Origin of the sequence: [Clostridium] aerotolerans DSM 5434 (assembly GCF_000687555.1) — a bacterium.
Classification (GTDB): Bacteria; Bacillota; Clostridia; order Lachnospirales; family Lachnospiraceae; genus Lacrimispora; species Lacrimispora aerotolerans.
On sequence record NZ_JHWJ01000003.1, the window covers coordinates 1 to 19,457 of the forward strand.

General features: G+C 42.9%; 16 protein-coding genes, 1 other RNA gene, 2 pseudogenes and 1 riboswitch. Of the genes and pseudogenes, 2 read left to right on the forward strand and 17 right to left on the reverse strand.

Annotation, left to right across the window (positions count from 1 at the left end; genetic code table 11):
- The 8 genes and pseudogenes from T546_RS22850 to T546_RS0104955 all read right to left on the reverse strand — a co-directional run.
- Positions 1-482 (reverse strand): annotated as a pseudogene (locus T546_RS22850) (hypothetical protein); the annotation flags it as partial.
- 184 nt (positions 483-666) lie between these two features.
- Entirely contained in the window at positions 667-1,956 is a 1,290-nt protein-coding gene (locus T546_RS0104925; RefSeq protein WP_026890665.1) for a glycoside hydrolase family 27 protein, read from the reverse strand.
- A 116-nt stretch (positions 1,957-2,072) separates the two neighbouring features.
- Positions 2,073-2,348: pseudogene (locus T546_RS22855) on the reverse strand (sigma-70 family RNA polymerase sigma factor); the annotation flags it as partial.
- Between the two features lie 174 nt (positions 2,349-2,522).
- On the reverse strand, positions 2,523-3,701 hold the full coding sequence (locus T546_RS0104935) for a phosphoribosylaminoimidazolecarboxamide formyltransferase (RefSeq protein ID WP_026890666.1): 1,179 nt from the start codon (positions 3,699-3,701) through the stop codon (positions 2,523-2,525).
- A 14-nt stretch (positions 3,702-3,715) separates the two neighbouring features.
- Entirely contained in the window at positions 3,716-4,429 is a 714-nt protein-coding gene (locus tag T546_RS0104940) for an IMP cyclohydrolase (RefSeq protein ID WP_026890667.1), read from the reverse strand.
- A 53-nt stretch (positions 4,430-4,482) separates the two neighbouring features.
- Positions 4,483-4,565, reverse strand: a riboswitch (ZMP/ZTP riboswitch).
- Positions 4,566-4,617: 52 nt separating this feature from the next.
- Positions 4,618-5,973, reverse strand: coding sequence for an ABC transporter permease (locus tag T546_RS0104945; RefSeq protein ID WP_026890668.1), 1,356 nt, complete (start codon positions 5,971-5,973; stop codon positions 4,618-4,620).
- A complete protein-coding gene (locus T546_RS0104950; RefSeq protein ID WP_026890669.1) occupies positions 5,963-7,795 on the reverse strand; it encodes a COG1361 S-layer family protein in 1,833 nt (610 codons plus the stop codon). Before T546_RS0104950 ends, T546_RS0104945 begins: the two co-directional genes overlap by 11 nt.
- Positions 7,782-8,501, reverse strand: coding sequence for an ABC transporter ATP-binding protein (locus tag T546_RS0104955; protein WP_034598079.1), 720 nt, complete (start codon positions 8,499-8,501; stop codon positions 7,782-7,784). Before T546_RS0104955 ends, T546_RS0104950 begins: the two co-directional genes overlap by 14 nt.
- A gap of 260 nt (positions 8,502-8,761) precedes the next feature.
- On the opposite strand from T546_RS0104955, the gene pyrB reads away from it, so the two are divergent.
- Both pyrB and T546_RS0104965 read left to right on the forward strand, forming a co-directional pair.
- Entirely contained in the window at positions 8,762-9,685 is a 924-nt protein-coding gene (gene pyrB / locus T546_RS0104960) for an aspartate carbamoyltransferase (protein ID WP_026890671.1), read from the forward strand.
- The gene (locus T546_RS0104965; protein WP_026890672.1) at positions 9,679-10,104 is read left to right on the forward strand and encodes an aspartate carbamoyltransferase regulatory subunit; all 426 of its coding nucleotides are present in this window, start codon (positions 9,679-9,681) and stop codon (positions 10,102-10,104) included. Before pyrB ends, T546_RS0104965 begins: the two co-directional genes overlap by 7 nt.
- Before the next feature lie 74 nt (positions 10,105-10,178).
- Here the strand turns inward: T546_RS0104965 and T546_RS0104970 are convergent, their stop codons facing one another.
- The 9 genes from T546_RS0104970 to T546_RS0105005 form a co-directional block, all read right to left on the reverse strand.
- The gene (locus T546_RS0104970; RefSeq protein WP_026890673.1) at positions 10,179-10,697 is read right to left on the reverse strand and encodes a GNAT family N-acetyltransferase; all 519 of its coding nucleotides are present in this window, start codon (positions 10,695-10,697) and stop codon (positions 10,179-10,181) included.
- 30 nt (positions 10,698-10,727) lie between these two features.
- Positions 10,728-11,396: an exonuclease domain-containing protein gene (locus T546_RS0104975; RefSeq protein WP_026890674.1), complete on the reverse strand. Its 669-nt coding sequence runs from the start codon at positions 11,394-11,396 to the stop codon at positions 10,728-10,730.
- Between the two features lie 125 nt (positions 11,397-11,521).
- The gene (locus tag T546_RS0104980) at positions 11,522-12,493 is read right to left on the reverse strand and encodes a family 43 glycosylhydrolase (protein ID WP_026890675.1); all 972 of its coding nucleotides are present in this window, start codon (positions 12,491-12,493) and stop codon (positions 11,522-11,524) included.
- 12 nt (positions 12,494-12,505) lie between these two features.
- Positions 12,506-13,375: a carbohydrate ABC transporter permease gene (locus T546_RS0104985; protein ID WP_026890676.1), complete on the reverse strand. Its 870-nt coding sequence runs from the start codon at positions 13,373-13,375 to the stop codon at positions 12,506-12,508.
- Between the two features lies 1 nt (position 13,376).
- Positions 13,377-14,261, reverse strand: a complete 885-nt coding sequence (locus T546_RS0104990) for a carbohydrate ABC transporter permease (RefSeq protein WP_026890677.1) — start codon at positions 14,259-14,261, stop codon at positions 13,377-13,379.
- A 79-nt stretch (positions 14,262-14,340) separates the two neighbouring features.
- Positions 14,341-15,714, reverse strand: coding sequence for an ABC transporter substrate-binding protein (locus T546_RS0104995; RefSeq protein WP_026890678.1), 1,374 nt, complete (start codon positions 15,712-15,714; stop codon positions 14,341-14,343).
- A gap of 436 nt (positions 15,715-16,150) precedes the next feature.
- A complete protein-coding gene (locus T546_RS0105000) occupies positions 16,151-17,194 on the reverse strand; it encodes a LacI family DNA-binding transcriptional regulator (protein ID WP_026890679.1) in 1,044 nt (347 codons plus the stop codon).
- 198 nt (positions 17,195-17,392) lie between these two features.
- An RNA gene (rnpB, locus tag T546_RS24520) (RNase P RNA component class A) lies at positions 17,393-17,740 on the reverse strand.
- Between the two features lie 47 nt (positions 17,741-17,787).
- Complete coding sequence (locus T546_RS0105005) at positions 17,788-19,449, reverse strand: nucleoside kinase (protein ID WP_026890680.1); 1,662 nt, start codon at positions 19,447-19,449, stop codon at positions 17,788-17,790.
- Between the last annotated feature and the right edge of the window lie 8 nt (positions 19,450-19,457).

Consider the following 19,457-nt stretch of genomic DNA (forward strand, 5'->3'; position numbering starts at 1 on the left):
GCTACATAAGCAGGCTGACCATCTTTTCCGTTGTATTGTGCCAGTTCTTCCAAGGTGAATTCCCGGGTGCCTTCCTCTGGTTCCTCTCCGTTTTCTGATTCCTCTCCGTTCTGTGGCAGAGTCCCATTTGGGGGTTGGGTCCCATTTGGGGGCTGCGTCCCATTCTGGGGTTGGGTTCCATTCTGCGGCTGACTCCCTCCCTGGGGCTGGGTTCCATTCTGCGGCTGACTCCCTCCCTGGGGCTGGGTTCCATTCTGCGGCTGACTCCCTCCCTGGGGCTGAGTTCCGTTGTTCTCTTCCTGATTGACTGGCTGGATAAGCTGATTGAAATATTGAATGTGGCTTTCCAGCATAACGATCTCACTGCTTAGAGTATCCAGTATATCTTCACGGTTAAACTGATCAGAACGCAGTTTCTCCACATCTGAATTGATTTTTCTCAAACCTTTGCCTACAAAATCTAATACCAGTTCCATTTCCATATGAACACCTCCATAAAAAGTATACAGGATTATAACTATATGTATCGTTTTATTGCTTGACCAAGTGGGAGTTTTAAGCATTGCTTGATTCAATATATGTGGTAAGTACAATTTTAACCCCCTATTTTTATGTTTTCTCAATAAAAAATCATCCTCTCACATGAAGTAAAAGGATGATTTTAAATTATGGAAGATACCGGTAAATGGCCGCTCCATGTCCGGGCAGAGTAACGGATATATTTTTTTCTTTAAAAGTTTCATGCTTACCCGTCCATAGCTCTGTAAGGGTAAGACCGCTAAAGCTTGAAAGACCTGCCATATCTGCTTCGATTAAGATGGGCCGTTCTTCATTCGAAAGATTAAAGACAGCAAGGTATTGTGTGCCGTCTGTTTTATCATGACTCAGCCAAAAACAATGATGGTCATCTCTCCATAACTGCCTGGCGTTTACTGAATCAAATAAAAGCTTTAAGACCGCCTTATTCGTCAACAGCTTAAGGGTCCAGTCATCAAGGAGCGTCAATTCTCCACCAATCATTAGCGGTGATCGGAACATGCACCAAAGTGACATCATGGTAATCTGTTCTTCCCTGGTAAATCTCGTAGGCCGTTCCTCTCCAAATCCTTTGCCGAGTATTCCAACAGGCAGCATGTCACAATCCGGATAATTTCCTTCACTCACATGGTTCTGCCAGATTTCGCAGCGCTCAAACATGGGAAGAAGGTATTTCCAGTCATCCCAGAAATCATCGGTTATACGCCACATGTTTGCATAGGTACTGTAATGCCATGATTCATTAATCAAGGCAGGGCCTGGAGAAAGACTTAATACCATAGGGCGGCCGCACTTTTTGATGGCCTTATGAAGCATTACAATTTCCTGCTTTGCCGACGGGACATCCATTCGGCATATATCATCACATTTTATAAAGTCCACGCCCCAGCTGGCATAAAGTTCTATGATGGAGTCGTAATATTCCTGAGCCCCTTCTATGCCAGGTATTACCCCATACATATCAGGATTCCAGAAACACACAGACCCGGGATCTGCGATTTCATTGGCGGTCTTATCCGTTCCCATAAGCTTGCCATGGGTATGTGCAGCAATTCTTGGAATTCCACGCATGATATGAATGCCAAATTTAAGTCCCAGCTCATGGATATAGTGAGCCAGAGGGCTAAACCCCTTTCCCCCGGCTGATGATGGAAAACGCTCTGTGCAGGGGATCAGCCTGGAAAATTCATCTATTTCCACTTTCCCAAAGGGTATGTACTGGTACTTGTCCCTCCTTGTCCCTGCCCCGTAAGCATACCACTGAATATCCACTACAATGTATTCCCACCCATATTCCTTTAAATGTGCTGCCATATAATCTGCATTGGCCCTGATCTGATCCTCATTCACAGTCGTATCATAATAATCATAACTGTTCCACCCCATGGGAGGAGTCTGTAAAATGACCTGCTTTTTCATATAATCCCCTTTCTCCATTCATTACATAGTGATAAATCCATTATAACAAGCATGTTCGGCCTTGCAAGTATAATATGTAAAAATTTGGAAATTCCTATGCCTGTGAGCCGTTATGATAGGATATCATTTTCCACACATTTGGCCGCATAGGTAGCCAGCCTTGAGCCTCTATCCGGATGGAAGGTGTTCACGGCTTTAATCAGACCGATCGTTCCTACGGATAGGAGATCTTCCATGTCATAATCCGTGTTCTGATATTTTTTCGCCACATGGGCAACCAGACGCATGTTTCGCTCAATGAGTGTGGCTCTCGCCTCCTGATCCCCTTCCTGGTATCGTTCCAGACACTCTCGTTCCTCTCGCGCAGTTAAAGGTTTGGGAAAAGTTTTCAAAGAAAGCCACCTTAAACTTACTTACTCTCATTTTATGCTGCCCTTTCCATGAAAGTGCTTTTACAATAAATATTGGCTGGTACTTCTTTTTCCTCTTTTTTAAAGAGAGATATAAAAAATCGGACAAGAAAACTCAATGGTCTGTCTGAGTCTCTGTCCGATTTTTATAATATCTTAATGATGGAACAGGCGGATTTTGGTAAATGCCATTGCCATTCCATATTTGTTACATGTTTCAATTACCTGATCATCCCGTACGGAACCGCCCGGCTGGGCCACATACTGCACCCCGCTTTTATAAGCCCGGTCTATGTTATCCCCAAATGGGAAAAATGCATCTGAGCCTAAGGCGACCCCGGAAAGCTGATCCAGCCAGGCCCTTTTTTCCTCTGCGGAAAATACAGGAGGTTTCACTTTAAATATACTTTCCCATCTTCCGTCAGCCAGGACATCCATATATTCCTCACCAATGTAAATATCAATGGCATTGTCTCTGTCTGCCCGGCGGATATCATCCACAAATGGAAGTTCTAATACCTGAGGTGCCTGACGCAGGAACCAGTTATCAGCCTTGCTTCCTGCCAGTCTGGTACAATGGACTCTTGACTGCTGCCCGGCTCCAATTCCAATGGCCTGTCCCCCTTTTGCATAGCAAACGGAGTTTGACTGGGTGTATTTTAAGGTTATGAGAGAAATGATTAGATCCATTTTCCCGGAATCCGGGATCTCCTGATTCTTAGTAACAACGTCCTTTAACAGCTCTCCATCTATTTTCAGTTCATTTCTTCCCTGCTCAAACACAATCCCATACACCTGTTTCGTTTCAAGAGGCTCTGGCACATAATTAGGATCTATCTGAATAACGTTATAATTTCCATTCTTTTTTGCCTTTAGAATTTCTAATGCTTCAGGTTCAAAACCAGGGGCAATAACACCATCGGATACTTCCCTCTTAATGATTTTCGCCGTATCTACATCACAGATATCAGATAAGGAAATAAAGTCTCCAAAGGCTGACATCCGGTCAGCGCCTCTCGCTCTTGCATAGGCACAGGCCAACGGAGATAAGTCCTTCATATCATCTACCCAGTAGATTTTTGATAATACATCATCAAGAGGAAGACCTACCGCAGCTCCGGCGGGAGAAACATGCTTAAAGGAGGCTGCTGCCGGAAGTCCGGTGGCCTCTTTCAGCTCTTTTACCAATTGCCAGCCATTAAAGGCATCCAGGAAATTAATATATCCGGGGCGGCCGCTTAGAACTTTAATCGGCAGTTCTTTCCCGTCCTGCATAAATATACGGGATGGCTTCTGATTCGGGTTACAACCATATTTTAATTCCAGCTCGTTCATCCTTTGCGCTCCTGTTATTTGTTTTTATTTATGATTCTCGTCTCATATGCACCTGTTTTGATATCAATATATCGGACAAACAGGGATACCTTATTCTCTTCATTTAGGCTTTCCCAAACAAGCTCTGTAAATGCATCCATATCATCAAGGGTCTCAACCAGCTTTGGTTCTCCCTGAAAGCTTTTAAGGGGATCTCCATCCTGCATGTAGGTGTGGATAAAGCGAGCCTCGCCAGCCAGTGGATTTTCATAAGAAAAGGTATAGCGGTTGCAGGATCTGGCATCTCCATGATTGCTTTTTAAGATGGACATGTCATAGTGAAATTCACCGTCTTCTAAATGCATAATCCCTGAAATGCGAGGGGTATAGTTGGGGCCGTCCGGTTCAAATTCTCTGGAACGAAGGGATTGTTCAAAGGTCAGCTTCTGATCCATTCCATCATAAATGGTATCGGTCTGATCTCCATTGGTTACAATGGTCTTATTTCCAAGAACCCTTACCGGAGCATAAATAATTAAGCTGGGGTCTGTCAGCTTAGAGGGATCAAATGCCTGAGTACGAATTCCCTGCCCTTCCTGAGCAAATATCCGGTTACGGCTGTTTTCACTTCTTCCCATAATAAAATAAGCAGCCACTGCCTTTGTCCCATCCGGGGTCCTTCCGATTACGATCCCTCTTCCGGGATAAGAATTGTTCTTTAATTCGTCCTTTAAAGAAATCAAATTCATAGCATTTGTTCCTCCTTCATCATTTACACGCAAAAAACCGCCTGGGCATCCCATAGCGGTGCCCAGACGGTCGGCTTCAAATTGTATCGTGCTCCCTGTGGTTAATTCCACTGATCCGTCAGTCGCACGTACCTTGTAAATCATCATAGCTTATAAAAGATTAAAAAGCAAGTATTTTTTTCAATCCATTATTCATTCCGAATGGCTGCCAAGGGACTGAGCTTCATAGCCCTTAATGCCGGGAAGAAGCCTGCTGCCATTCCCACAAAAATAGCAAAGCCGATGGCTGTTGTGGATAACCATATGGGAATTTGTGACAGATCACCCGGCATATCCGGCATGAACCGGCTGGCCAGGAACTTATTGATCAGAAACGAGATTCCATAGCTGAAGGCAATGCCTGCCACACCTCCAAAAAAGCCGATAAAACCCGATTCCAACAGAAACATGTTTCTGATTACATTCATATCACAGCCCAACACCTTAAGAATACCGATCTCCTTGGTTCTTTCATAGATGGACATCATCATGGTATTTGCAATACCGATGGCTGCAACAAACAGAGAAACCGCTCCAATACCGCCTAAAAGCGCCTGAACCATCTTAGCCTGCTTTTGGGACTGCTCCAGCCACTCCATGTTAGAGTTCGCCTGAAATCCCATATCAGAGACTGCCTTTTGAACCAAAGCAACATTCTTCATATCATCTACCTGGATCACGGACTGATCATAGATAAAATAGTTGTAAGGCTTTCCTTTTTTTGTGGTTGGCTGATTTGGGATGGGTTTTTTCTTAAATATCTGTTTTAACTGCGTTTTCAAGGTATCTATGTCTACATATACACTATAACTGTAATTATTATATTCTTCCGGCGTACCCTTCACCAACCCGCTGGTATGCAACAGATATTTCTTCGGAGGCTTCACAGGAGTCTTCCCATCGTCAGCGGTTCCTCCGTTTTGAGCCTGGTAATAAGCATCCATATCAAAGATTACAAACATGGGCCGGTTCATAAAATCTATATCCGGAAGGTTACTGGTGTCACCGAACATACGGTTAGAGCTTTTGGGATTATAAAAGTCTCTTATGACCATATTTCCCACCACCATCTTTAGCTCATTATCACCTGCTTCCGGTATCTGCCCTTCTTTCAAAGTAATATCTTTCATATATTCCTGAGTGACACCTGTAATCGTTGTATTGGATTCATAAGCTCCCTGCTTCATCAGTACGCTTACCTGCAAGAGCGGGGAAACTGCTTTCACGTGTTCGATTTTTTCAAATTGCCGGATCACATCATCAGTCATGTATTTGGGATCCTTGCTGTCCTGATTCATCCGTTCACCGGAATATACGGATATTTCCGTAAGGCTGCCGTAAGAAGCAATCTGGTCCATGGTCAGCTGATTAAAACCGATTCCTAAGGAGACCATAACTACAATGGAAGCAGTTCCGATCCAAACTCCCAAAACCGTTAAAAATGTCCTTAGCTTTCTCCGTCTTAAATTATTTGCACTCATGGAGAGCAAATCACTAAATTTCATGATCTGTTTCCTCTTCTATCGCTTCCGCTTCTTTTTTCTTTTTCAGCCTTTTGAATACAATCACTCCGCCGATAATCCCTACGGCCAGGACTACAATCACAGAAGCAATGATCACATTCCGGTACTTGGCAAATCCTTGAGGTTCCATATCCGTTGGCAACGCGCCTGGATCTTCTCCTCCAAAATCAGTTTCCTGAGCGTCCGATACCATTAAGGTTATCTCTTTCTCCAAAGGCTCACTGACAACTCCATTTTCATCTTCATAGGTAATGAGAACTTTGATTCTTCCATCGTCAGCTGTAGGGGCAATGGCTGAGACCATGGCATCCACATTCCCGGTCTCTCCCGGTTTTATATTGCCTACATAGCTGCTGGTCTGCTGGATGGAATCTCCTACGAAATTCACCATAACATTATATAAAAGAACCTTACCTGTATTATTGATAGGGAACATGACATTGGTCTCTGATCCTACATTGACAGTATCTGGGGAAACCTCTATGGTTCCTGTATTGAGACGAGGAGTCTGTCTGACAGGGATATTTACGACCACTTTTTCTTCTGCATTCTTAAACTCAGGACTGTCGTATTTCTCATTAATGGTTATAGCATACGTCCTTTGGTCTACCCAGGCACCTGCCCGAAGCTTTACCTTGACATCCGTAACCTGACCAGCCCCAAGGGAGTTAACGACTATAGCGGAAGAACTGGAATCTGTGGTAAACACTGCACTTTCCGTTACCTTTTCCGATTCCAGGCTGAAAAGAATATTGCTGGCTGCAACGTTTTCTGATGCATTTTTCATATGAAGAGTAAGCTCAAATTCATCACCGGCATATACGGTTTCCGGGTTGGTCTGGAATCCATCTACAATCAGCCTTGCCTTGGAACGGTCATTGGCATTAAATTCCTTCGTATCGCTTTCCTTTTCCTTGTTTTGAACCTTAACAAAGAAGGTTCCCTCGGCCTTCTGTATATCTCCCTCTGTACTGTCACGGTACTCAATCACAAAGGCAATGGGATAATAGCCGCTGTAAACGTCTTTGCGAATGCTCATGCTGTAAGGGATTTCAATGTTCTGCCCCCCACCAACACGGTCGTAATGCTTTGTATAGTTTCCGTCATTGATGTCGAAAGGAAATTTGGTGCTGTCCTGATCTACTTTCATCCGGATATTCACATCAAAGGCTGTAATGTCAGAAGAATTGCGGACATTCATATTGTAATTCATAACATCGGGATAAACTCCAAATGGAGTACTCTGGTTCTCTCCCAGCTCAAACTGTATCGTCCCCTGGTTGCTGCCTGACGCAGTGGTACCAGCGGATTTTGTAATCCATATATTCACTTTTTCCCGTCTGAATTCATTCCCATCCGCTTTTACTAAAAGCGGTACGGTATAGTAGCCTTCTGACAAATCACGTCTTACTCTTCCAGAGAGGGAAAAACTTTTTGATTCTCCACGTTTCACCATTCCTATCAGTTTACCATCAAAGGTACTGGAGGTAATTTCAAACGGAAACATAGAGCCGATACTAACAGCAGTGGTTTCATCTGCCGCATCCGAGGTGGCCTCAAATTCTTCCTGAGCCACACCTTTGTCAAACATAATTGTTACACCCTTTAAATCTTGATCTTGTGAATTATTAGTAAAAATCAGATTAAGAGTAGTCTTTTCTCCTGTCTTTCCGGAAGGAGTAGTCTTCGCATCTATGTAAGCGTTCTTACTGACATCGTACTGCGCAAACACTGCACCCGGCACCGATGCAATCATCATAAGAACCGCAAGAAGTAACACTGCCCCCCTTCTAAACTTCTTCATCTCTGATTTCCTCCTCAGTATCTTCATGATGCTGCTCCTCTATCTTAAATATTTTTCCATCTACAATGTGGAATTGTCTGTCTGCAAATTTTGCTATGTAATTATCATGAGTAACCATAATAAGGGTCTGATTCTGTTCCCGTACTATCTTTTGCATGAGTCCAAGAATCTCCTTTGTTGTCTTGGAATCCAGGTTTCCAGTAGGCTCATCTGCAAAGATGATCTTCGGATCCATGGCAAGTGCCCTGGCAATGCCGACACGCTGTTGCTGTCCTCCGGACATCTCATTTGCCATATGCTTCTTCTGCTTTTCAAGCCCCACCAGTTTTATATATTTTAAAGCCCTTTCGTTTCTGATCTTCTTTGGAATCCCCCGAAAGGAAAGGGGAAGGGCAACATTCTCTGTTGCATTCATAGTTTTAATCAGATTATAAGACTGAAAGATAAATCCAACATGCTTTCTTCGAAATGCAACCAGCTTATTCTCCGAAAGCTTTTCAATGTGATTCCCACCGATGACAATCTCTCCCTTAGAGGGCTTTTCAAGTCCTGCCATCATATTAAGAAGAGTGGATTTGCCAGAACCAGATGGGCCAACGATGGCACAAAACTCACCTTTATATATCGTAAAATCGACACCGTTCAGCGCATAAACCTTGGTATCTCCTACCTTATACACCTTGTATAAATTTTTCACTTCAATCATAGGTGTCTTATTTTCAGCCAATACAGTTACCTCCTGACTTTCTTTTGCATACACATTATACAATAAATAACCATTTTGGGTCTTACTGTATTTTCTTAATCTTCCTTACATATTCCTTACACCATAATTGGAAAAATCTTCAAGAATTCGACTAAAAAAGATTATACCATAAATCGAAAAAAAGTGTGGAAATATTCCAATGAATACTATATAATGGGATAGAATTTGAAACCATAACTCAGTGGATAAAGGAGATTCTTATGAGACATTTACTTAACCCGTTAGATTTTAGTGTGGAAGAAACCGGACAACTTTTAGATCTGGCAAAAGACATCGAAGATAATCTTCCAAAATATTCCCACGTATGCGATGGAAAAAAATTAGCCACATTATTTTATGAGCCAAGTACAAGAACCCGTTTAAGTTTCGAAGCTGCTATGCTGAATCTGGGGGGTAGTGTACTGGGCTTTTCTTCTGCTGATTCCAGTTCTGCCGCAAAAGGCGAGAGTGTTTCCGATACCATTCGAGTCATCTCCTGTTACGCAGATATCTGTGCCATGAGACATCCAAAGGAAGGTGCTCCCTTAGTGGCAGCCACACATTCCGGAATACCTGTGATTAACGCCGGAGACGGTGGCCATCAGCATCCCACTCAAACACTTACCGATCTGCTTTCCATTCGCTCTTTAAAGGGCCGCCTTCATGATTTAACCATTGGGCTTTGCGGTGATCTTAAATTTGGCCGTACCGTCCACTCTCTCATCAACGCTCTGGTTCGATATGAGAACATCAAATTTATCTTAATTTCTCCCCCAGAACTTCGTGTACCTGAATACATCCGGGAAGATGTGCTTCGGGCCAACAACATTGAATTTATGGAAATGGACAGCCTTGACGATGCCATGCCTGACCTTGACATTCTCTACATGACCCGTGTCCAGAAGGAACGTTTCTTTAATGAAGAGGACTACATTCGTTTAAAAGACTGCTATATCCTGGACAAGAAAAAAATGAAGCTGGCAAAAGAAGATATGTATGTTCTTCACCCCCTTCCCAGAGTCAATGAAATCTCTGTGGAAATAGATGAGGATCCAAGAGCCGCTTATTTCAAACAGGCGCAGTACGGCGTATACGTGCGAATGGCTCTGATTATGACTTTACTGGAGGTAGAAAAATCATGTTAAATATCAGCGGATTAAAAGAAGGAATTGTACTGGATCATATTGAAGCCGGGAAAAGTCTGGAGATTTACTATCATCTGGGTCTGGACAAGCTGGACTGCCAGGTAGCCATTATAAAGAACGCCAAGAGCAATAAGATGGGCAAAAAAGATATTATTAAAATAGAAGGCGGATTAAACCATATTGATTTAGATATCCTTGGATACATTGATCATAATATTACCGTCAACATTATCCGGGATAACCAGATCGCTGAAAAGAAATCTTTAAGCCTGCCTCAAAAAATCACCAATGTAATACCATGCAAGAATCCTCGTTGTATTACTTCAATCGAACAGGGACTGCCTCAAATTTTCTATCTTGCTGATGAAGGGAAAGAAACGTATCGATGCATGTACTGTGAAGAAAAATATACAAAATAAATAATACCCCCGGAGAGCATCTGATATTTAAGGTGCTTTGCCGGGGGCTTGCTTTTTATAACATATCTTCTTATTTAATCCAGCTTTTTCAAAAGAATATCTCTTATGTAACCACCGTATTTTTCTTTTGTCATAACGACCTCATAGCCCTGGCGGACTGCATTGGACTTGCTGTAGATGTTATCCGGGTGAATGGTGCACATGAGATAACGGAACCCTCGTATAACCAGTTCCTTCTGCGCCTCCTGCATGAGGGAGTATTGAAGCCCATATCCACGGTATTTGGGAAGAACCGCTACAGACTCCATATGAGCCACGGTTTCCAGTTCCTCTTTTGGCAGATCGATATCATGGCCAAGATTCTCTTCCCCCATTCCATGCATAGCTGCAATTAATACTCCAGCCACAGCTCCCGTACTTCTTTCCACAGCCTTATAGGCGATCCCTTTTTCTTCCTGAAGCAGACGCCGGATGCTTTCCCAGTCATCTGCAACGAACCACTCTTTTCTTTCTATCTCCCGAAAAGAAGATTCGATGATTTCAGCCAGAACCTGGGACTCATTTAGATAAGCCCTTTCAATAGAAAATTCCATTCATCATACCTTTCCAAAACCAAACCCCGACTATACGTTTCTTGTAAAGCGGCAGCTTGGATAATTGGTACAGCCATAGAAATCTCCAAATCTTCCGCTTCGCCGTCTTAATTCGCCACCGCACTGTGGACAGATTTCTACTGTGGTCTCTTTTACAAGCTTTCCCATTTGTTCATAGCACTGCTGATTCATGACGCAGTCATTTAACGCCCGATGGGCTCCCTTAGTTTCAATCCGGAAATATTCCGAGATATCCACCAATCGGTATCTCCTTAACATGGGAAGACATTCCCTGGCCATATGTAACGTATCGATATAATCGTTGGGAACCTCTTTTTCAAGGAGTTCCTCTGCTGCCCGGTAAATAAACGGAAGGTCAAAGGACTGGATGTTATGTCCTACTAAAATCTCCCCTTCAATAAATGAAAGGAAATTGGGAAGCACCTCTGTAAGCCCCGGCGCATCCTTTACCATATCATCTGTAATCCCGTTTACATTCGTCGCCCCCGCCGGTATATGGGTACCAGGATTTATAAGGGCAGTAAATTCCTCCACTGGATTATGATCTCTTACCTTGATTGCTGATATTTCTATAATAGAATCTTCTTGCGCGCTGATTCCAGTGGTCTCCAAGTCAAAGACCACGTAGTCTTTTGCATACTGGTTCAAACGTCTGCCTGTTATCTGTCTGACAGCCATAGTTTCCTCCGTTCTGTATAAATATGTATCTATGGTCTATGTAACGCTTCTATTATAACGTCACTCCTGTCTTTCATCAAGCTTCCAGGCAAAAATCTTTCTTTATGAATAAAGTTAATCAATTATTATATCTTCCTATTATGTTCCGCATGAAATACTGGCTTTCCCTCATTCCAGCCAACTTCCATTAAATAAGTATGACGGTTGGGATCATAAAGGGGGTCACCTGTAATCTCATCGTACTGTCTGGCATGATAAACCATAATATCTCTGATTCCATCTTCATCCTTTACAAAGGAATTGTGGCCCGGTCCAAAGATTCCATTTTCTCTATCCGTTTGAAATACCGGCATCCGCTCCTTTTTCCAAGCATTTTTATCCATGAGATCTTCATCGGCATCAATGCTCAGCATTCCCATGCAATAACATTCTCCGGTGGCACTTGCGGAGTACGTAATATAAATCTTATCCTCATGCTTTAACACTCCAGGCCCTTCATTGACCCAAAAGCCTACTCTCTCCCAGTCGTAATCAGGGGCGGACAAGGTCACCTGCTCCGTAGACAGCTTACACGGCGACTCCATTCCGGCAATATAGAGATTTGATATCTTTTTCCCTGAACTGACCTTTTCCGCCCAGACACAGTACCAGGCACCCTTGTGTTCGAATACCGTCATATCAAGGGAAAAGTCCCGGAAGGTATATTCATCAAAGGGCTCCATCATCCCAAGCTCCTTCCACGCTCCGGTTATGGGATCCTCATCCAGGCATTCCAGCACATAAGGACGGATTTCCCAGATGTTTTCTGCTTCCCCTGCCGCAAAATAAATATACCAGCCTCCATTGATATAATGAATCTCAGGTGCCCAGATATGTGCTCCCATGATTCCCTTTTTGTGCTTTTCCCAGACCGTAATCTCCCTTTCGTCCTTCAGACCTAACAAAGTACTGGAACGGCGCAGTATAATTCTGTCGTACTCAGGGACGGAAGCAGTAAAATAACAGGTGCCATCCACATGGCGGTATATGTAAGGGTCTGCCCGATTACGTATAAACGGTTCATTATAGGGGGTCTTTCTGTAATTATTTTTGTCCATTTAAAATTACCTTTATCCTTTCACAGCTCCTGCCATCATTCCTTCTATAAAGTATTTCTGGAATGCCACAAAGAGTATAAATATTGGTATTACGGAAAATACAGAGCCAACCACCAGAAGGCTGTAGTTATCTCCATATGGGTTAATGAGTGTATTAAGTCCTAAGGTCAAAGGATACTTTTCGGAAGAGCGAATCACCAAAAGCGGCCACAGATAATTATTCCAGGCATTCATTCCATTTAAGATTGCCATAGCAGAAAAGGCAGGCTTCATAAGTGGGATGATCAGCCGGAAAAAGATTCCGTACTCCGTAGCTCCATCGATTCTTCCGGCTTCCAAAAGAGACTGAGGAATGCTGACCAGATACTGACGGAAGAAGAAAATAGTCGAGGCATGGGCAACGAATGGAAGGACCACGGCTGTAAAGCTATCCATCATCTTCCAGGCAGACATCTGCTTATACAGTGGAAGCATTACTACCTCCAGAGGAATGGAAAGAATCAACAGTACAAGGAGAAACAAGAACTTTTTCCCCTTAAACTCGTAAGCAGCAAAACCATAGCCTACAAAGGCACTGATGATCAGAGTACTTAAAACGGTTATTACCGTAAGGCAAATGCTGTTAAAAAACCATTTCCAGTATTCATGCTGTCCGGTAAACAATAGAACGTAATTATCCAGATTCATTCTGGAAACATTGATATCCAGATTAAGTCCATACTGCAAAAGATCACCGCCCGGCTTAAAGCTGGCTACAAACATCACCCAGATGGGGAGAGTAATAAGAAGAGCCAGAATGGAAAACAAAATGATAAGAGCTACGGAAGCATAACGTTTCCGTTCCCTGCTGCTATGTACTTTTTCACTGCCTTGTTTGTTCATATCATTCTCTCCCCTCTTCAAAGGTTCCCGTAATCTTTAACTGTAGGATATTGACCGCCATAACAACGAACAGAAGAATGAAGCCTACTGCACAGGCATAGCCTAAAGCCCTTTTCTCCACTCCCTGACGGTAGAGATAACCAACAATCGTCAGTCCTATGTTATTGGGAGAGTTGTTGCCCTTAAACAACATGTTGCTCTCAATAAACATAGATAAGCCTGCGTAAATGCTGATAGTAAGTACATAAACCGTAGTTGGTTTCACCAGAGGCATGGATATTTTTTTAAACTGCTGCCACTTGGAAGCGCCGTCAATGGAGGCTGCTTCATATAATTCAGAAGGAATGCTTTGAAGACCGGCAAGAAAATAAAGAATATTTACCCCAGTCCATCTCCAGCATGCCAGTAAAAGTAAGGCAAAGAAACTGGTACCCGCTCCTTTGAGCCACTTAATGGGACCTACTCCGAAATATCCCAGGATCTGGTTAAATAGCGAGGTAGAAGCTTCCCCATACATCAGCCGGAAAATAGTACCAGCCACCACCACCGAGGTCAAAGCCGGAATGAAGTAGATGGATTTGAATATGTCTGCTTTTTTCATCAGCTTACTATTGAGCAATGAAGCAAATAATAAGGGAAATGGAATGAGAAGAAGCAAGGTTCCCACCATATATTTAAAGCTGTTCCATAATGCTTTTAAAAATATGGTATCCGTAAGAAGCCTGGAATAATTGTCAAACCCAACCCATTGCTCTTTCAGCACATCCTGAAAGCTTAAAAGCACGCCGTTACATATGGGCACCAGCCAGAACAGCAGCACAGTAATCACAAAAGGACAAATAAACACATAGGGAGCTATTTTTTTAGAATAAAAAAATTTTTTCATTTATCTTACCCCATTTTTCGTTGGACAAAAGTAACAGGCTGCGAAAAGGCACTTGACCACCCGCAGCCCGGCTTTGTTATCACTTTTCTTTGAATTCATTGCTAAGAGTCTGTTGTGACTGCAGAAGGGCTTCCTTCACATCCATACCGTCTTCAAAAATGCTGTTTAAAGTGACATTGCAGAATTCGTTATTAATGGATGGATACTTTTCATCCGTATAAGCCTGCAGGATTCCTATGCTGTCCTTTGTTTTTAAAAGTGTATCAAATGGATAATTTGTAAAGTACTGAATGAATTTGTTATCAGGATTCTGTGTCAGGGAGGTGTCATTCCATACAGACGTATTAACAGGGTCAAAGCCTAACACATTCCAGACTTCTTTGTTGGATTCTTCGGAAAGCTTGATAAAAGCCATAACCTCCGCAGCAAGCTGGGCGTTCTTTCCGCTCTTAATAATTGCAGTACCAGTTCCGCCGCCGCCAATTGTGGCAACCTCACCATCGTTCTCATTAAAGACAGGTACCGGTGCAATGGCTACCTGCTTCTTGATATCAGTCATGTAATTTACAAATCTTGATGTCTGCCAGAAAGGCATGATCTGAACCGCATAATCTCCGGAATTGTAGAGAGGATATGCCTCTTCATTATCCGGCTGTCCTCCTGGAATTGTTGCAAATGCTCCCGTTTCCTGCATTCCTTTTATGTATTCCAATACTTCTTCCATTTCTTTGCTCGCGATATTAAGCTTTCCATCCTTATCAATGTAATCCCCACCCTTTTGGGCCAGCATCAGATTGACCATCCACTGGGCAGAAGTCTCGACACAGGAGAAGTATTTCCCGGTGGCTTCATGGTATTTTACACCAGCTTCCTTAAACTGATCCCAGGTCTTAATATCCTTATAGTTAATGCCTGCATCATTAAGCAGTTTTTCATTGTAAAATGCTACGGTAGTCCCAACGTGGGTTGGCAGGCCATATTCTTTTCCGTCCTTGGAGTAAATGTCTAATCGGGACTTAACAATTTTGTCCTTATAAGGTGCAATCACATCATTCAGCTCCATAAGTCCTATTTTTCCAACCATATATGCCGGGAACTTTCCAAGCTCGATATCCACAATATCAGGAGCCCCTTCCCCTGATTCCAGTGCAAGAGACAATTTATTATGCATGTCATCATAAGGCATATTGCTTAAAACCAGCTTCACCTTTTTATCTGGATGAGCTTCATTCCACTTCTCTGCCATTGAGACATAGAAATCCTGATGAAGTTCAATAAACGTCCATACATTTAATGTGGTTACGTTATCTCCCCCTACTTCCATGGCTTTTTTTCCTGCTGATGAAACTCCTTTTTCCGTAGATGCGGAATTCCCTGTCGCAGAACTGCAACCTGCAATCGTAGACGCTGCCAATACTGCACATAACAATGCTGCTAATCCCCGTTTTTTCATTACGAATCCTCCTTTTCGTGATCCTGCTTCTTTCTAAACAATCTTTCCCTCCGCATTCATCATCATTTCAAGGTATACCGCTCTTTTTTTCTTCATCTCTTTTCCGCTTTTTAAGCATATTAAACGTTTAATATAGTTAGTGAAAATTATTGGCTATTCATAAATATAGCCACTTTAAATGCTTATAGAAAGATGTTCTTTCTGGATATATTTGCATATTATCACATACCATTTATTCTGTAAAGTATTTTTGCATAATTAAATCAAATTATTAATCGTTTAATTATGTAATATTTGCTATATTTTCATGTCTAATTCTGTTGATTTATTACCTTTATTGGGCTTCTTTCGTCGAACTCAGGATAGCAAGTCTCATTTCGGCAAAAAAATAAAACGTTTCAATTGCAGATTTTTGCAAGAAACGTTCTATCTTTTATTATAATGTTATGTCTTTTACAGATTTACGCACCTGTAGTTCACAACCCACGTAACATACATTCTCAGATCCTGCTTCTATCCCCGTTCCGTTGATAAGATCAATCATCAGCTCACTGGCCTTATGTCCAATATCGTGAAGAGGAAGGCTCACCGTTGTCAGCGGGGGTCTGTAATAGCCAGACAGTTCCCTGCCATCATATCCTGCAATGGATACATCAATTCCCGCTTTCAGCCCCAGCTCATCTACCCGGTCGTAAACTCCTCCTGCCATCAAATCATTCATGCAGAAAATTGCTGTCACTCCCTTTTCCAGCAGCTGGCTGGCGCCCCGGTAACCGGATATACGGGTCCAGTCCCCTTCCATTACAAGGCTTGGGTCATATAAAATTCCGTTTTCAAACAGTACCTGCTGATATCCAACCAGTCTGGCCTGGGCATGGAGACTGTCAGGCTTACCAGTTATGACGCCGATCCGTTTATGACCGTTACTTACCATATACTCCAGTATTTTCGCGGCCCCATGGACATCATCCACGACGATGGAAGGTATCTTGTCACTTTTAGAATAGCCATAAGCCATAATCGCTGGTATGGGTAGAGTATCTGGAATGCAGCGAATGATTCTCTCATGAGCTGCCACATATATGATTCCTTCCACCTGTTTTTCCATCAGCTTTTTAATTTCAAGCCTTACCAGATCGAAATAATCCTCACGGTTATAATACGTATCATTGTATTTTTTAAACAGCCTTAAATTGGTCAGCAAAATCTGATAATCCTGTTCCTGACAATAATCTGTGATTCCGTCAATGATATCCGGAATGCTGAAAATTGTCATATCCTCAGCTATGACTCCAATGCTTCTGGTCTTCTGCATCTTTAAATTTTTAGCCACTATATTGGGAGTATAATTTAACTTTTCTGCCATATCCAAAACCAGTTTTCTTGTTTTATCACTTGCACCAGGCTTGTTATTTAAAATATTTGATACCGTGGCGACTGAAACACCGCAGCTTTTTGCCAGTTCTTTTATTGTTGCCATCGTCTGCCTCCAGTTCCTTTTGTAACAATTAACTCAAATTTTCAGCTGATTGTCAATAGGAAGAGAAGAAATATTAAACGTTTTACTTAGACTCTGGTGGTGGGGCAAAGTTTATAATATGCAAAAAAGCACGGCCCAAAGAGGCGTGCTCAAGTTAATTACCTTTATTCTATTCCATTTAATCAACTGCTGTTATATGTTTTGAGTAAGACGATAAGCCGGGTTATGTCGTTGAATGGCCATCTATCTAGGCCTGCCGTCGCCAGCAGGCTCAAGCGACCTACCCGGGAGCAGACGGGCCGCCTTGCGCTCCCTGTTCGGTCTTGCTTCGGATGGGGTTTACATGGACCCCTCCTGTTACCAGGAGAGCGGTGGTCTCTTACACCACCTTTCCACCCTTACCGCATAAATGCGGCGGTATATTTCTGTTGCACTGTCCCTAGAGTCGCCTCCGCCAGACGTTATCTGGCATCCTGCCCTGTGAAGCCCGGACTTTCCTCACCTGCAGCCTTTCGGCTTTGCAGCTGCGACCATTTGTCTTACTCAAAACTACACTAGTCTACCATAAATAAAAGCATTTGTAAAGTCTTACCTTAAACCTTGAAACAGCTTCCGCCTATAAATTCCCGCACAATGGAATTGCGGGGAATGTCTTCGCTGTTGACGCCCAGAAAATAATCCAGGAATTTCAGCAAACGCTTTGCCTCCATATATTCCGGAGATTCTCTTGGAATGCCAAATAATAGCGGCTCCGCAAACTGCTTTAATACCGCAAGCTCATAGACCGTAGCAGAGTTGAACATCATATCCGCAGATTCCTGGAAGGGGAATATATAAGACTCCTCTCCATTCCTTACCGTAGGCCACATCCGTATGGTATCCTGAGCAGATGCACCTCTTGTTCTGGCATCCCGGACCATACGGCGAATCAACCGGCAGTCAGTGGTTGGAATCCGGTTATGCTCATCAATGTTAAGCTGAGTCAGGGCACTGACATAAATCCGGAATTTGCTTTCCTGAGGCAAGGTATAGGACAGTTTGTCATTGAGGCAGTGGATGCCTTCTATAACCAGAATATCGTCCTTTCCCAAGGTAAGATAATCTCCCCGGTACTCCCTTTCCCCTGTTTTAAACTGATATCTTGGCATCTCTACCGTTTCCCCGGCAAGGAGTGCTGTCATATCTTTGTTAAACTGCTCCACATCAAGGCTTTCCAGTACCTCAAAATTGTAGCTTCCGTCAGGATTTTTCGGACTGTTCACCCGATTTACAAAATAGTCATCGGCTGCAATGGGGTGAGGATTCATGCCCTGAGCCTTCAGCTGTATGGAGAGACGGTGGGAGAAGCTGGTTTTTCCAGAGGAAGAAGGACCGGCAATCATAACGAACTTTTTACTACGGTCTGCCCCGATTCTGGCTGCAATCTCTGCAATCTTCTTCTCCTGAAGCGCTTCCTGAATCAGAATCAATTCATTAAGCTTTCCTGCCGCAATTTTTTCATTCAATGATCCTACATGGGACACATCCAGGCATTTGCCCCATTTCACACTTTCCTTTAATACCTGGAAAAGCTTTGTCTTTTTCTCTGGCTCAAAAGCTGGAACCTCTTTGGGATTATCCTTTTGAGGCAGCATAAGCATAAATCCCTCGTCAAATAATACCAGATCAAAATATTTGATATAGCCTGTATTCTGAACCATATATCCGTAGAAATAATCCTCAAATCCGCCTATGCTGTAGATATTGACCCTGGAAACCCGGCGGTAACGAAATAAGCGCTCTTTATCATACATACGATGCTTATGAAACAGCTCAATGGCATCATCTGTATTGACACTCCGTTTCATAATGGGAATTTCCTGGCTCACATATTCCTGCATCCGGATCTTCACACGGTCGATTAAACTCTGCGTAAGAGCGATATCTCCGTGGGGTTCAATGTAATATCCGTTCCCGAGAGAAAAGTCCACTGTGACTTTTTCTATTTTTTCCGCACCTACAATATCGTAAAATGCTTTCATCATAAGAAAAATTGCACTTCTGTGATAGGTCTGAATCCCAGGCTGGTCATTACCAGTAAAGAAATTCAAATTGCAGTCAAACTGCACGGTTTTATGAAGCTCTCTTAATTTGCCATTAATGCTGACAAGTAAAATATCGCTTTCGTACTGGGGCTGAAACTCCCTTGCAATCTCCTGATATGTGGTTCCCTTGGGGTATTCCTTTGCTGTTCCATGAATCGTTACAATTGCCATATTATACC